Origin of the sequence: Actinomyces naeslundii, assembly GCF_001956585.1 — a bacterium.
Lineage (GTDB): Bacteria > Actinomycetota > Actinomycetes > Actinomycetales > Actinomycetaceae > Actinomyces > Actinomyces naeslundii.
In genome coordinates, this window is record NZ_MSRR01000006.1 from 1 (window position 1) to 13,415 (window position 13,415).

The window sequence follows — 13,415 nt, forward strand, 5'->3', positions numbered from 1 at the left end:
ACCACACTAAGAGACCCACCCCTTTCCCCTGGCTGAGCCAGGCGAGATCGCCCTGTTCGGCTCCGGTGCGCGGCGCACCATCAAGGGCGGAACCGGCAGCGGCGACGTCAACTCCCGCCACGTCACCACCATCGAGGAGGGTCTGGAGGCGGCCGGCTTCACCATCGTCTCCCGGCCCTGGCTGGAGGCCTACGACCGCGTTCGCGACCAGGCCCATCAGGACTTCATCGCCGATATCAGGACCGAGGCCGCTGAGCGGGGCGTCCCCGCCATCATGATCGGCATGGGCTCGGTCATGCCCGAGCCGGAGTACTCGATCCCCCTTGACGTTGACGCCGGCACCGACCCGGAGACGGCCGTCTACGTCCTGGCTCGAACCTCTGGTGAGGGCAGCGACCGCACCCCCGAGGCCGGGGACCTCAGGCTCACCGATACCGAGATCCGCGACATCCTTACCCTGAACGAGCGCTTCGAGAAGTTCCTCCTCGTCCTCAACGTGGGTGGCGTCGTCGACCTCAGTCCGCTGGGCGACGTCGGCAACATCCTTCTGCTCTCCCAGCTCGGCGCGACCATCGGCGACGCCTTCACCGACGTTCTGCTGGGACGGACTTACCCCTCCGGCAAGCTCGCCACCACCTGGGCCGCATGGGATGAGGCCGACCAGATCGGCGACTTCGGCGATCCTGATGACACCCACTACCGCGAGGGCATCTACGTCGGCTACCGCTTCTACGACTCGGTCGGCAAGGAACCGCTCTTCCCCTTCGGATTCGGGCTGGGCTACACGGCTTTCGACATCCAGACCCGCCAGGTGAGCCTTGACGGGGCGCGCGTGAGCATCGACCTCGATGTCACCAATACCGGTGAGCGCCCGGGCAAGGAGACCGTCCAGGTCTACGTCAGTGTTCCGGCCGGCCGCCTCGACCAGCCACTCCAGGCACTGGCCGGTTTCACCAAGACCGACGAGATCGCTCCCGGCGCCACGGCGCACATCACCATCGACATCGACCTGACCGACCTGACCTCCTACGATGCGGCCGCCCGTGCCACGATCCTGGAGGCCGGGCGCTACCTGCTGCGAGTAGGAGCCTCCAGCCGGCAGCTGAGCTCCGTCGCCGTCGTCGAGCTCGCCCAGGACGCGACCGTCCGATGCCTGACCGGCGACCTGGGGGACCCCGGCTTCACCGACTGGAGGCCCGAGGCTCCGGCGTCCCTCGATGTACCGGCCGATGTGCCGGTGCTCGCCGTCGACCCGGCCCACCTGCGCCGGCCGGACGTCGCCGAGCCTATTGAGCAGTCCGCTCCGGAGGGCTTCAGTGAGGCCCTCGCCCTGGCCCGGGGGCTCTCCGACGACGAGCTCATCTATACCGTCCTGGGTGACTACCACCGCGGCGAGGAGTCCGGCTCCGTCATCGGGGCGGCCTCCACCACCGTCATCGGCGCAGCGGGCCAGACCACTACCCGGATCCCCGGCCTGCCCAGCATCATTATGGCTGACGGGCCCGCCGGCCTGCGCCTGGCCCCCACCTACGGTGTCGACGCCGACGGCCCCTTCTCCCTGGGCGACTCCAGCCTGCCCGCCACCTTCCTCGAGCTCATGGACGACGCTGGACGCGAGGCCCTCGGCATCGCAGACGCCTCCGAACCCCGCGAACCCGCCGAGATCCGCGAGCAGTACACCACCGCCATCCCCATCGGCACCGCGCTCACCCAGTCCTGGAACCCGGCACTGGCGCAGCGCCTCGGCGACATCGTCGGAGCCGAGATGGAGCGCTTCGGCGTCGACCTCTGGCTCGCCCCCGCCTTCAACCTGCATCGCTGCGTCCTGTGCGGACGCAACTTCGAGTACCTCTCCGAGGACCCGCTGCTGGCCGGGCGCATCGCCGCCGCCATCACCCGCGGTGTCCAGTCCCACCCGGGGCGGGGCGTGACCATCAAGCACCTGGCCTGCAACAACCAGGAGACCAACCGCCTCAACTCCAACAGCAATGTGAGTCCCCGAGCCCTGCGCGACCTCTACCTGCGCGCCTTCGAGATCTGCGTGCGCCGAGCCCGGCCCGCCGCCGTCATGACCTCCTACAACCTCATCAACGGCGTCCATACCTCGGAGTCGGTCGAGCTGCTCGAGGTCATTCTGCGCCAGGAGTGGGGCTTCGACGGCTTGGTCATGACCGACTGGGTCGTCGACGGCATGACCCACAGCGACATGAAGCACCCGCGCGCCACCGCCCCCGCCACCATCAAGGCCGGCAACGAGCTCTTCATGCCCGGAGGCGAACCGGACCGGGAGGACCTCCTGACCGCGCTCGGACGGGGAAGCGACGCTCGGCCATCGGCCGCGCAGGCCGAGTCGGACGACGGCGGTGTGGGCCTGACGCGCGCCGAGCTCGAGAAACAGGCCGCCCGCGTCATCCGCATGGCCCGGAGGCTTGCCGGCCATGGCCGCCGGATACGTGAAGAAACTGAGGCAGGCCGCCTCTTGGGCCAAGACTAGGGGTGGATCGGCACAGCCGACGTACGTGCTCACTTCGCGCGGAGAGCCGCCGGCGGGATGTGGGAGAACCTGCCGTTCGGGCAGCCGACGTGACATGCTCGGGTCGAGCCGCCCGCGAATCGTAAGGAGCCCTCCATGGCGCTGACACCACAGGCCCGTGAGACCTTCACCCGACTCTTTGGCGTGGAGCCGCAGCCGCATCCCACGGATCCAGAGCTCTTCGACATCCTCCAGAACGAGATCTTCGACGAGGCCTTCTCCACAGGAGTCCTCACCGACGTCGAGCGAGAGCTGCTCACCATCACCGTCCTGACCGCCATGCAGACCCTCCCGCAGCTCAAGGCCCATGTGGACGCGGCCCTCAACATCGGTGCCAGCCCGCTCCAGCTGCGCGAGACCATCTACCAGTGCGCCCCCTACATCGGCTTCCCCAAGACGCTCAACGCCATCGACATCGCCAATAAGGTCTTCGAGGAGCGCGGCATCTCCCTGCCCCTGGAGAGTGCCGGCACCGTTGACGGCATCGACCCCAGTGCCCGGGAGCAGGCCGGAGCCGCCATCCAGACCCCGCTGTACGGCAATGAGGTCAAGGAGGTCTTCTCCGCCCTGCCCCAGCCCTTCGATGAGTTCGTGCCCCACCTGCTGACCTCCTCGGCCTTCGGTGACTTCGCCACCCGGGGTGGGCTCGACGTCGCCCAGCGCGAGCTTGTCAGCCTCGTCGCCATCGCCGCCATCGGCGCCTCCACCCAGCTGCGCCCGCACGTGGCCGGGGCGATCCGGGCCGGCTCCTCCCGCCAGAAGGTGGCGGCAGCCCTGGTCCAGGTCATGCCCTACATCGGCGGTCCCTACGCCCTGTCCGGCCTGGTCCTCGTGGCCCGCTACGACGAGAAGACCTCCGCAGAGGCCTACCGCTGAGAAGCGGGTCCCGGTGGGGCGGTATCCTCCACGGTTGCTGCGGCTGTGGAGCGAGTGCTATTCAGTGAGATGAGCCTCGCGCAGGACGGCGATGCGCCTGGCGAGGTCGTCGGGATCCGTGCCGATCCTGGGGGCGTTGGGGGCGGTTGACGGGTCGATGCGAGCGCCGAGGTGACCGAGCTCGATCAGCAGCGGCAGCGTTGCCAGGCCCTGCTCGGTCAGCGAGTACTTCCCCTGCTTGCCGCGGGCGACCTCATTCTTCGTGAGGAAACCCGCCTCCACCAGGTCGGCCAGCCGGCGGGACAGGACAGGGGCGCTGATGCCCTCCTCACTGCCGGTGAGCAGCTCGCGGAAGGAGCGTCGGTCATGCAGGACGATGTCTCGCAGGATCAGCAGGCTCCATCGGTCGCCGAGCATCTCGAGGCTGCGGTTGATAGGGCAGGCGGAGCGGGGACGGGGGATCATCGCGCCCTCCTTCCGTGGTAGTTGCATTCTGTTACTGGATAGCATATCGTCCATCTCAAGTGGTAACACAATGCAACTAGACGTCTGGTGCTGCGGCACAGGAAGGACACCACGTGAAGGCCTTCGTCCTGAAGAAGTACGGCAACCCTCTGAGCGTCGTCGACATGCCCGTTCCCGAGCCCGGACCGCGCCAGGTCCTGGTGCGGATGGTCGCCTCCGGCGTCAATCACGCCGACGAGCGCACCCGCACCGGTGAGTTCAAGGCCGTCTTCCGGCTCGACCTGCCCAAGGTCATGGGAGGGGAGCTGAGCGGCGAGGTGGTCGCCGTCGGCTCTCAGGTCACAGAACTCGCCGTTGGCGATCAGGTCTACGGCTACACCGGCGTGGTGGCGATGGGAACCTGGGCCGAGTTCGTCGTGGTCGACGCCGATGCCCTTGCCCCCGCGCCCCGCAGCATCTCCTTGGCTCAGGCGGCCTCCCTGCCGGTCGTCGCCCTGACCGCGTGGCAGTCGCTGGTGACGATCGGCCGCCTCCAGCCGGGCCAGACGGTCCTGGTTCACGGCGGCGCAGGCGGAGTGGGGTCGGCTGTCATCCAGCTCGCCAAGCACCTGGGAGCCACGGTCGCCACCACGGCCTCGACCTCCAGTGCCGACACCGTCCGACAGCTCGGCGCGGACATCATCATCGACTACCGCAGTGAGGACTTCGTCCAGCGCCTGGCCGAGACCCCGGTGGACATCGTCGTCGACACGCAGGGCGGAGAGATCATCTCACGGTCCTTCCAGGTCCTGCGTCCCGGCGGGATCGTGGTGGGTATCGCCGGCACCCCCGACCCGTCACTGGCCGATCAGGCTGGCGCCGGGCCGCTGGTCAAGGTCGCGCTGTCCGCCCTCAGCCTCAAGGTGCGCCGCCAGGCCCGCAAGCTCGGCGTGCGCTACCGGTTCCTGTTCATCGAACCCGACGGAGAGGCCCTGCGCACCATTGCCGGACTCGTGGACGACGGCGTCATCCAGCCCGTCGTCGACCGGATCCTGCCCTTCGAGCAGACCCTCACCGCGCTCGACCAGCTGCTGGCCGGCGGGACCCGCGGCAAGGTCCTCGTGGCCACCAGCGAGCAGGAGGTCACTAGTCATGCCTGAGGCAGACAGCACGAGCATGATCTCCGGGCCCGTCAACCGGTGGACCTCCGCTCCCACCCGGCACCTGCGGGTGAGAGGAGAGTCCTTCGCGTACCGGGACCTCGGGGTCGACAGCGGAACGCCTATTGTCCTGCTCGCCCACCTCGGAGCCACGCTCGACGAGTGGGATCCCCGCGTCGTCGATGCGCTCGCAGGAGGCCGCCGTGTCATTGCGGTCGACCTGCCAGGCATCGGCTCCTCCACCGGGAGCGTCCCACGAACCATCAAGGGAATGGCCGGTGCTGCACGGGCCTTCATCTCCGAACTCGGCCTAACCCGGATCGACCTCATGGGCTTCTCGCTGGGAGGGTTCGTCGCCCAGCAGGTCACTCTCGACGCCCCGAGCCTGGTCCGACGGCTCGTCCTGGCCGGAACCGGTCCCGCAGGAGGCAGCGGGATCGACCGGCCAACCGGTGCCGCCTACGTCTACCTCGACATGCTGCGTGGAGTACTTGCCCGCACTGACGCCAAGGAGTTCCTCTTCTTCCCGCGCACGCCCGACGGCAAGGCTGCAGCGCGTGAATACCTCGCCCGGATTCACGAACGAGTCATGGATCGAGATTCTCCGATCTCCTTGAAAGCCTTCCGTACTCAGATCGCCGCCATTAAGGCCTGGGGGCGTCAAAAACCACAGGACCTGTCCACGATCACGGCTCCCACGCTGATCGCCAACGGGGATCACGATCGTATGGTTCCGACCCCGCTGTCCGAGGACATGCACCGGCGGATCCCCAGCAGCACCCTGGTCATCTACCCCGGGTCAGGACACGGTGGAGTCTTTCAGTACTACCGGGAGTTCATCCCCACGTTGCTGGACCACCTCGACTCTTGAGGTAAGGGGGTCCGATTCGGCAGTGAGGCCCGGTGGCCCGTCTACGATGGCCGCCGGGCCGGACTCCCGTTGCCGGCCCCGCACAGCAAGGAGAGCACGTGACGACGACGCAGCCCTACCTCTCACGGCAGGTCACCTTCACCGCCCAGGGGCAGAGGATCGGAGGACTGGCCTACCTCCCGCGCTCGGCGTCGTCGGCCCCCGCCCCTCTGGTGGTCTGCTGTCACGGCATGGAGGGATCCCACACCCGCGTGGCCCCCATGGCAAGCCGCTTCGCCGCCGCCGGAGCCGTGGCCGTCTGCTTCGACTTCCGCGGGGGTGGCGGCAGCGCCAGCCAGGGAGAGACCACCGCGATGTCGGCCCTCACCGAGCTGGCCGACCTCGAGGCCGTCCTCGCCGCCGCCTGCGCGTGGCCTGAGGTGGACGCCTCCCGGGTCGCCCTGTTCGGGCTGAGCCTGGGGGGAGCGGTTGCGGCGCTCGCGGCCGCCCGCCACCCCCAGCGGATCACCGCGCTGGCCCTGTGGTACCCGGCGCTGAGACTGGGGGAGAACCTGCGCGCCGCCTTCCGCACCCTGGCGGCCGTGCCCGAGGAGTTCGACTGGGCGGGCACCCGCCTGGGGCGCGCCTACGCCGTCGACGGCTGGAACCTGGAGGTCGGGGCCGAGCTGGTCTCATACCGGCGTCCGGTGCTCATCGTCCACGGGGATCAGGACCGCTCCGTGCCCATCGAGGTCTCCCGGGCTGCTGTGCGCTCCCTGCCCGATGCCGAGCTCGTCACTATTCCCGGAGCAGCCCACGGTTTCGGTGATGCCAACTGGGAGGAGGCCATGCGCCGCACCATCGACTTCCTGGCCTGGAACGGTGTCCTGGAGGAGGACTGAGCCGCGCGGCTGGGCGTGGGGCTCGGACGGCGCGTCCGGTTTCCTGACGGCACTGGTGCCCGAATCGCCGGCACCGCAGAATTGACCGCATGAGCGCATACGAGACAGCGGACCTGACCAGCGTCAGCAAGACGATGCTGCTGACCCTTCACGCCAGGGCGGAGCACACGCTTTCCGACTGCCCGCGCTTCACGGACCCCGCCGCCGTCGAGCTCGTATCCCGGCTCGACTACGACTTCACCATGGCGAGACAGGACCGGCTCATGGCCGACGGCGTCGTGCTGCGCACGCTCACGCTCGACCCGCTCGTGGCCGGGTACCTGGCCACTCACCCCGGCTGCACGGTGGTCAACATCGCCTGCGGGCTCGACACCCGCTTCCAGCGCCTCGACGACGGGCACGTCACCTGGTACGACCTCGACCTCCCCGACGTCATCGAGCTGCGACGTCGGTTGCTCGAGGACAGTGAGCGTCACCGCACGATCGCCGCGTCCGCCCTCGACCCCGACTGGCCCGACCAGCTGGGGGAGGGTGAGGCGAGCGGCGACGTGCTCGTCATCATCGAGGGGCTGAGCATGTACCTCGAGCAGGACGAGGTGCGCTCTCTTATGGACATCATCGCCGCACGGCTGCCCGGTGCGACGGTTCTCATCGAGGTCATGCCCCGCCTGTTCCAGAAGTACGGCCGGGAGCGCTCGGTCGAGGACGCGGGGGCGCGCTACACCTACGGCTGCTCCGGCGCCGCCGAGTTCCACCGGAGGGCCGCACCCGGATTCACGCTCCTCCACGACGTCCCCTTCACCAGCACCATTGCGCGCTACCACCCCGTGCTCGCGCCCCTGGTGCGGCTGCCGCTGGTGGGCAGACTCTCAGAGCGCATCGTGGTGCTGCGAGCACCGGCCTGAGCGGGATCTCTTAACGGGGACATCCTGTGCCTACGGGAGCGGGAACTCCGGCGCCGACGGCGTCGGATCTCCCCGCCTGGAGCGGCACGTACCCGGCTGGTACTGATGGGGCGAGGCAGCACTACTATTCTCCCTGGACGTGCTCGCAGCGTTGCGGGTACGGGCGATGAGGAGGAAGCATGAGTGAGCCGATGACGGCGTCGACCGAGAGGGCTGAGAGCGCCCAGGAGCGGGAGCGCGGGTACTGGCTCTACACCCCGGGCGAGGGCGCGGCGAGATGGGAGGAGTTCCGAACGGCCGGGATCATGGCGCTCAACTGGGACCGGGTTGGTGATCTTGCCTCCTTCCCCGACAAGGAGTCGCTCCTGGATGCGCTCTACACCCATTACGGGGACTGGGGCGGCCGCCCGCGTAGGGCCGCGGACTCAGTGTGGGACTACATCCATGCCATGAAACCGGGCGACATCGTCTACGTCCGCCGTAGCTTCAATGAGATCGTGGGGCGCGGAGTGGTTCGCTCCGACTATCGCTATGACGAGGACCGATCATCCTTCCGGGCGGTGCGTGACGTCGAGTGGACGCATGTCGGCTCCTGGCCGCTCGAGCAGCGGATCGGCAGACTGATGCTGCAACGCCTCACAGAGAACACGAAGTACACACCGGGCCAGCTCAACGCGCTGATCGGAATCGAGGACTCGCACTCTCCCTCGTCCGCGGACGAGCGGCTCGGGAATAACGATCTCGATGAGGCGGACGAGCACTACACCAGTACCGATTTCTTGGACGAGGTCTTTCTCAGTCCCGAGGACCTGGATCAGATGCTCGGGCTGCTGCGACGCAAGAAGAACCTCATCCTCCAGGGCGCTCCGGGCACGGGGAAGACCTTCGCCGCCAAGCGCCTGGCGTACGCGCTCATGGGAGAGACGGATGACTCGCGGGTGGAGGTGGTGCAGTTCCACCAGTCGACCGCCTACGAGGATGTCGTCGTCGGGCTGCGCCCCACGGTCGAGGGCGGGTTCGCGGCCGCAGAGGGCGTCTTCGCCAGGTTCTGCCGGCGCGCTGCCGCCGATCCGGGGCGGGACTACGTGTTCATCATCGACGAGATCAACCGCGCCAACATCTCCAAGGCCTTCGGCGAGCTGCTCATGCTCATCGAGGCCGAGCACCGCGGGGAGGCGCTGCGCCTGCCCGTGTCCGGGGAGCTGCTGTCCGTCCCGAAGCGGCTCCACATCATCGGCATGATGAACACCGCCGACCGGGGCCTGGCCCTCATCGACTACGCGCTGCGGCGTCGCTTCGCCTTCTTCGAGATGAGGCCGGCTCTCGACCACCCGGGGTTCCTCAGGCACGTCGAGGCAGTGGGCAGCTCGAGGCTGGAGGCGCTGGTCGACGTCGTACGCCGCCTCAACCAACGGATCGCCGAGGACGAGGCCCTCGGCCCCGGATTCCAGATCGGCCACTCCTACCTGTGCCTGCCTGCGGGAAACCCTGAGAACCCTGGGGGCATGGATGCGGATGTGACCTCGATGGTGCGCTACGAGCTGGAGCCACTGGTGCGCGAGTACTGGTTCGACAACCCCGCTGCGATGGACGAGAGCATTCACGAGCTGGAGAGCATCCTGCCATGACGGCCGCCCTGCCCGGACGGGCGCAGGACGGGACTGCCGGCCGACCGCACGAGCGTGGTCCCAGCACTGTGCTGCTCAAGAACGTCTACTACATGCTCGCCTACGCCTTCAAGGCACTGGAGACCGGCGAGCACCGGCGCCTGGCGGCCGAGGACTTCGAGCACGTCCACGACATGCTCGCCGCGATCCTGGCCGGTGGGCTGGACAACCGGCGCCGACGCGGTTTCGAGCGGGACTATCAGCCCTTCACCGAGGACCTGACGGTTGTACGGGGACGCATCGACTCGGCCGCCACGATGCGGCTCAGGGCCCGCCGCAGGAGCCTGGTGCGCTGCGGCTACGACGAGCGCACCGAGAACACCCTCATGAATCGGCTCCTCAAGACCGCCGCCCTGCGCCTGATCCTGCACGGCGACATCGCCCGGGCCCGCAGGACGCGCCTGAAGTCCACGCTGCTCGTCATGGGCGGCGTCGAGGTGATGAGCGCCGGGGACCTCAGGCAGCTGCACTGGGAGAGCCTGCGATTCCACCGCGGTAACCGCTCCTACCGACTGCTCATGGGGGTGTGCCGGCTCGTCCTGGACGAGCGGCTGCTCAGCGGCGCCGACGGCGCAGTCAGCCTCGCGGACTTCCTCGACACCCAGGAGCTGAGCGCTCTGTACGAGCGCTTCGTCCTGGCCTACTTCCGCCGCCACCACCCCCACCTGCGTGCCGGTGCGCCCTGGGTGAGCGGCAGCATCGAGGACGCCCCGGTCTTCCTACCGGGGCTGCACACCGACATCGTCCTGACCGGACCGGAGCGGACCCTCATCATCGACACCAAGTGCTACGGGCGCATCCTCGGCTCCCGCTACGACAGGCGGATCCTGTCCCCGGCCAACCGCAACCAGATCTACAGCTACGTCATGCACGAGGCCAGTGATCCCCGACAGGGCGGGCGCGAGGTCGCCGGCATGCTGCTCTACGCCCAGACCGCCGTCGACCCGCCGATTCGCGAGACCTGGACCGAGACCGGGCACCGCTTCCACGTGCGCACCCTTGACCTGGACCGGGACTTCACCGAGATCGCCGCTCAGCTCGACGACGTCGCCGCCCTGCTCGCACCTACCTGATCTCTTCCGAGTCGTGGCTGCGCCATTGAGACAGGGCCTCAGCGGTCCCCTTGAGCGAGAGCTCTCCTGCCGCTACGGCCATCACCAGCTGGTAGGCATCATCGTCGGGAGCCTCGATCCAGTGGCAGTTGATGTCCAGAAAGACCAGCGTGGCCAACCACCCCAGGCGCTTGTTTCCATCCACCAGGGGATGATTTCGGACCAGGGAATGGACCAGGGAATCGAGCAGGGCCGCAGCTTTCTCATCGATCGTGGCGTACGCGTCACGTCCCCAGAGAGTGGCTGTAGGGCGGTGCAGCGCCGAGTCGAGCAGACCGAGATCCCGGACCGGTCCGACGGCGAGGTCCTCAATGAGTATCAGGGCGTCCTCAAGCGTCAGATACTCGATCATCCGTGCCTGCTCAGCGACCAAGGCGTTCCAGGACCTCGGCATACCGGGTACGGATACGGGCGGACGCTTCTTTAACTCGCCGCTCATGTCCGCGGCGTGCGGCCACCTCGTGGATCGCTCGGATCGTCGCCTCCTGGCGGCTGACCCCGTCCTCCTTGGCAAGAAGTGTCAGAAGACGCTCGTCCTCTTCACTTAAACGCAGTGTCATCGCCATGCGCCCACAGTAGCAGGTGATACCACACTGGTATCACGTGTGGTGTGCTCGGAGGAATCGACCGGAGTTCTCAGCTCACCTGTGGGGACATCCTGCGCGTGGACGCACGGGCTTTTCGATCACGCATTCGGCTTCCGCCGTCGGGGGAGGGCTGGCAGCATCGGATCCGTGACCGAGAACCGCGCCCAGCCCAGCCCCGCCAACCCGGACGACGTCGTCAACCCCCTCCTGCTTCAGGCCTTCGCCTGGGACCTGCCCGCCGACTCCACCCACTGGCGCGTCCTGGCGGACAACGCCTTCCTCCTGGCCGACTGCGGCGTGAGCTCGGCCTGGCTGCCGCCCGCCTACAAGGGACAGGCCGGGGTGGAGGACGTCGGCTACGGCGTCTACGACACCTACGACCTGGGCGAGTTCGACCAGAAGGGCACCGTCCCCACCAAGTACGGCACCAAGGAGGACTACCTCGCCGCCATCGAGGCCCTGCACGCCGCCGGCATCAGCGTCGTGGCCGACATCGTCCTCAACCACCGCATGGGCGGTGACGACACCGAGGTCGTGCGCGCCACCCCGGTCGACCCCCACGACCGCATGCGCCCCATCGGTGATGCCGAGGAGATCACCACCTGGACCCGCTACACCTTTCCGGGGCGCAACGGCGCCTACTCGGACTTCACCTGGGACTGGACCTGCTTCCACGGCACCGACTGGGACGAGGCCCGCCACCAGCAGGGCGTGTGGCTCTTCGAGGGCAAGCAGTGGAACGAGAACGTCAACGACGAGCTCGGCAACTACGACTACCTCATGGGCTCCGACGTCCACGTCACCGACCCCGCCGTCAGTGCCGAGATGGACCGCTGGGGGCGCTGGTACGTGGAGACCACCGGCGTCGACGGCCTGCGCCTGGACGCTCTCAAGCACGTCGGTGCCGACTTCTTCGCCCGCTGGCTGCCCCAGCTGCGACGCGCCACCGGGCGCGCCCTGCCGGCCGTGGGCGAGTACTGGACCCGCGACGTCGCCGAGCTGGAGGGCTACCTGGAGGCCGTTCCCTTCATGAGCCTGTTCGACGTCCCCCTCCACTTCCACCTGCACGCCGCCTCCACCTCCAACGGCGACGTCGACCTGTCCCGCCTCTTCGAGGGCACTCTCGTGGCCTCCGATCCCGCCCGCGCCGTGACCTTCGTGGAGAATCACGACACCCAGCCGGGGCAGTCGCTGGCCTCCACCATCGAGTCGTGGTTCAAGCCCTCGGCCTACGCCCTCATCCTGCTGCGCGAGGCCGGGACCCCCTGCGTCTTCTGGGGCGACCTGTTCGGCACCCCCGAGACCGGTGACCTGCCGGCCGTCACCGAGCTGCCGCTGCTCATGACCATGCGGCGCGCACTGGCCCACGGCCCCCAGCACGATTACCTCGACGGGCCCGACCTCGTCGGCTTCGCGCGCGAGGGCGACGATGCCCACCCCGGCTCCGGGCTCGCCGTCGTCCTGTCCGACCGCAAGGCCGGCGCCAAGCGTCTCCACGTCGGGGCTCGGCACGCCGGCGAGCAGTGGATCTGCGTCCTGGGCGGGCACGAGCCGGTCACCGTCGGTGACGACGGCGCCGTCGAGCTGCCCGTGTCCGACGGCGGTCTGAGCGTCTACGCGCCCGAGACCGCCAAGCCGATCCTGGACAACGCCGAGCAGCATCTCCTGCGCCAGCGCTGAGTCATGGTGCCGGCGCCTGCCTTCCCGGCCGATGCTGCGGGCGCGTAGGGTGACGGTGGCAGCCACACGCATCTGAGCCGACCTTCCTGGAGGAGACATGCCCGCTTTCCACGCGCCCACCGACCAGAGGACCGAGAAGGCCGTCGCCGTCTTCATCGCGCCGGGACTGGAGGAGGTCGAGGCGCTGGCGACCGTGGACATCCTCTTCCGCGCCGGAATCCCGACGACGATGATCTCAGTGACCCCTGAGCGGACCGTCACCTCCTCCCACAACATCGTCGTCACCTGCGACCTCACCCTGGCCGAGGCGAACCTGGCCGACTACGACATGCTCGTCCTGCCCGGTGGCATCCCCGGCACCCCCAACCTCAAGGCCGTCGAGCCGCTCATGGCCGCGGTCACCGAGCGCGTGCGCGCCGGCCGACCGGTGGCCGCCATCTGCGCCGCCCCCTCGATCCTGGCCGAGCTGGGTCTGCTCGAGGGCCGCCAGGCGACGTCGAACCCGGGCTTCATCAGCGTGCTCGCCGAGCACGGTGCGCAGGTCAGCCAAGCCGCCGTGGTGGCCGACGGCCCCGTCATCACCTCCCGCGGCATGGGCACCGCCATCGACTTCGGCCTGGAGATCGTGCGCCACTACCTCGGCGAGAAGGCCGTCGACGACGTCAAGGCCAAGATCGTCTACCAGGGCTGAGCGCTCCA

General features: G+C 68.4%; 13 protein-coding genes. 10 read left to right on the top strand and 3 right to left on the bottom strand.

The annotated features are described in order from the left end of the window. Nucleotides 1-28: 28 nt before the first annotated feature. Both BKH33_RS03020 and BKH33_RS03025 read left to right on the top strand, forming a co-directional pair. Nucleotides 29-2,494 (top strand): glycoside hydrolase family 3 protein, encoded by a 2,466-nt coding sequence (locus BKH33_RS03020; RefSeq protein ID WP_081395411.1) that lies wholly within the window; start codon nt 29-31, stop codon nt 2,492-2,494. 135 nt (nt 2,495-2,629) lie between these two features. Beyond that, nucleotides 2,630-3,409 carry a carboxymuconolactone decarboxylase family protein gene (locus tag BKH33_RS03025; protein ID WP_003781799.1) on the top strand — a complete coding sequence of 260 codons (780 nt, stop codon included), beginning with the start codon at nt 2,630-2,632 and terminating at the stop codon, nt 3,407-3,409. Nucleotides 3,410-3,466: 57 nt separating this feature from the next. On the opposite strand, the gene BKH33_RS03030 is transcribed toward BKH33_RS03025, so the two are convergent. After that, nucleotides 3,467-3,874 carry a winged helix-turn-helix transcriptional regulator gene (locus BKH33_RS03030; RefSeq protein ID WP_003781792.1) on the bottom strand — a complete coding sequence of 136 codons (408 nt, stop codon included), beginning with the start codon at nt 3,872-3,874 and terminating at the stop codon, nt 3,467-3,469. Nucleotides 3,875-3,987: 113 nt separating this feature from the next. Here BKH33_RS03030 and BKH33_RS03035 point away from each other — a divergent pair, with 113 nt between their 5' ends. The 6 genes from BKH33_RS03035 to BKH33_RS03060 all read left to right on the top strand — a co-directional run bounded on the left by BKH33_RS03035 (nt 3,988) and on the right by BKH33_RS03060 (nt 10,410). Next, a complete protein-coding gene (locus BKH33_RS03035; protein WP_076075094.1) occupies nt 3,988-5,013 on the top strand; it encodes an NADP-dependent oxidoreductase in 1,026 nt (341 codons plus the stop codon). Continuing rightward, nucleotides 5,006-5,884, top strand: a complete 879-nt coding sequence (locus BKH33_RS03040; RefSeq protein WP_003781787.1) for an alpha/beta fold hydrolase — start codon at nt 5,006-5,008, stop codon at nt 5,882-5,884. Before BKH33_RS03035 ends, BKH33_RS03040 begins: the two co-directional genes overlap by 8 nt. A 98-nt stretch (nt 5,885-5,982) precedes the next feature. After that, nucleotides 5,983-6,765: an alpha/beta hydrolase family protein gene (locus BKH33_RS03045; RefSeq protein WP_003781795.1), complete on the top strand. Its 783-nt coding sequence runs from the start codon at nt 5,983-5,985 to the stop codon at nt 6,763-6,765. An 89-nt stretch (nt 6,766-6,854) separates the two neighbouring features. Then, nucleotides 6,855-7,670, top strand: coding sequence for a class I SAM-dependent methyltransferase (locus BKH33_RS03050; RefSeq protein ID WP_003781797.1), 816 nt, complete (start codon nt 6,855-6,857; stop codon nt 7,668-7,670). Between the two features lie 179 nt (nt 7,671-7,849). Beyond that, the gene (locus BKH33_RS03055; protein ID WP_003781788.1) at nt 7,850-9,298 is read left to right on the top strand and encodes an McrB family protein; all 1,449 of its coding nucleotides are present in this window, start codon (nt 7,850-7,852) and stop codon (nt 9,296-9,298) included. Then, complete coding sequence (locus BKH33_RS03060; protein WP_081392056.1) at nt 9,295-10,410, top strand: 5-methylcytosine restriction system specificity protein McrC; 1,116 nt, start codon at nt 9,295-9,297, stop codon at nt 10,408-10,410. The genes BKH33_RS03055 and BKH33_RS03060 overlap by 4 nt, the downstream gene beginning before the upstream one ends. On the opposite strand, the gene BKH33_RS03065 is transcribed toward BKH33_RS03060, so the two are convergent. Further along, nucleotides 10,403-10,801 carry a type II toxin-antitoxin system death-on-curing family toxin gene (locus BKH33_RS03065; RefSeq protein ID WP_003784217.1) on the bottom strand — a complete coding sequence of 133 codons (399 nt, stop codon included), beginning with the start codon at nt 10,799-10,801 and terminating at the stop codon, nt 10,403-10,405. The genes BKH33_RS03060 and BKH33_RS03065 overlap by 8 nt on opposite strands. A gap of 10 nt (nt 10,802-10,811) precedes the next feature. Further along, entirely contained in the window at nt 10,812-11,015 is a 204-nt protein-coding gene (locus BKH33_RS03070) for a hypothetical protein (RefSeq protein WP_003784210.1), read from the bottom strand. Nucleotides 11,016-11,183: 168 nt separating this feature from the next. Between BKH33_RS03070 and BKH33_RS03075 the strand changes: the two genes are divergently transcribed. Both BKH33_RS03075 and BKH33_RS03080 read left to right on the top strand, forming a co-directional pair. Further along, complete coding sequence (locus tag BKH33_RS03075; protein WP_003784224.1) at nt 11,184-12,716, top strand: alpha-amylase; 1,533 nt, start codon at nt 11,184-11,186, stop codon at nt 12,714-12,716. 97 nt (nt 12,717-12,813) lie between these two features. After that, on the top strand, nt 12,814-13,407 hold the full coding sequence (locus tag BKH33_RS03080) for a DJ-1 family glyoxalase III (protein ID WP_003784225.1): 594 nt from the start codon (nt 12,814-12,816) through the stop codon (nt 13,405-13,407). Nucleotides 13,408-13,415 lie beyond the last annotated feature (8 nt).

Excerpts from the sequence above, each read along its gene's own strand:
- BKH33_RS03025 (WP_003781799.1), top strand. The coding sequence starts at position 2,630 with ATGGCGCTGACACCACAGGCCCGTGAGACCTTCACCCGACTCTTTGGC.
- BKH33_RS03030 (WP_003781792.1), bottom strand. The coding sequence starts at position 3,874 with ATGATCCCCCGTCCCCGCTCCGCCTGCCCTATCAACCGCAGCCTCGAG.
- BKH33_RS03040 (WP_003781787.1), top strand. The coding sequence starts at position 5,006 with ATGCCTGAGGCAGACAGCACGAGCATGATCTCCGGGCCCGTCAACCGG.
- BKH33_RS03050 (WP_003781797.1), top strand. The coding sequence starts at position 6,855 with ATGAGCGCATACGAGACAGCGGACCTGACCAGCGTCAGCAAGACGATG.
- BKH33_RS03055 (WP_003781788.1), top strand. The coding sequence starts at position 7,850 with ATGAGTGAGCCGATGACGGCGTCGACCGAGAGGGCTGAGAGCGCCCAG.
- BKH33_RS03060 (WP_081392056.1), top strand. The coding sequence starts at position 9,295 with ATGACGGCCGCCCTGCCCGGACGGGCGCAGGACGGGACTGCCGGCCGA.
- BKH33_RS03065 (WP_003784217.1), bottom strand. The coding sequence starts at position 10,801 with ATGATCGAGTATCTGACGCTTGAGGACGCCCTGATACTCATTGAGGAC.
- BKH33_RS03070 (WP_003784210.1), bottom strand. The coding sequence starts at position 11,015 with ATGGCGATGACACTGCGTTTAAGTGAAGAGGACGAGCGTCTTCTGACA.
- BKH33_RS03080 (WP_003784225.1), top strand. The coding sequence starts at position 12,814 with ATGCCCGCTTTCCACGCGCCCACCGACCAGAGGACCGAGAAGGCCGTC.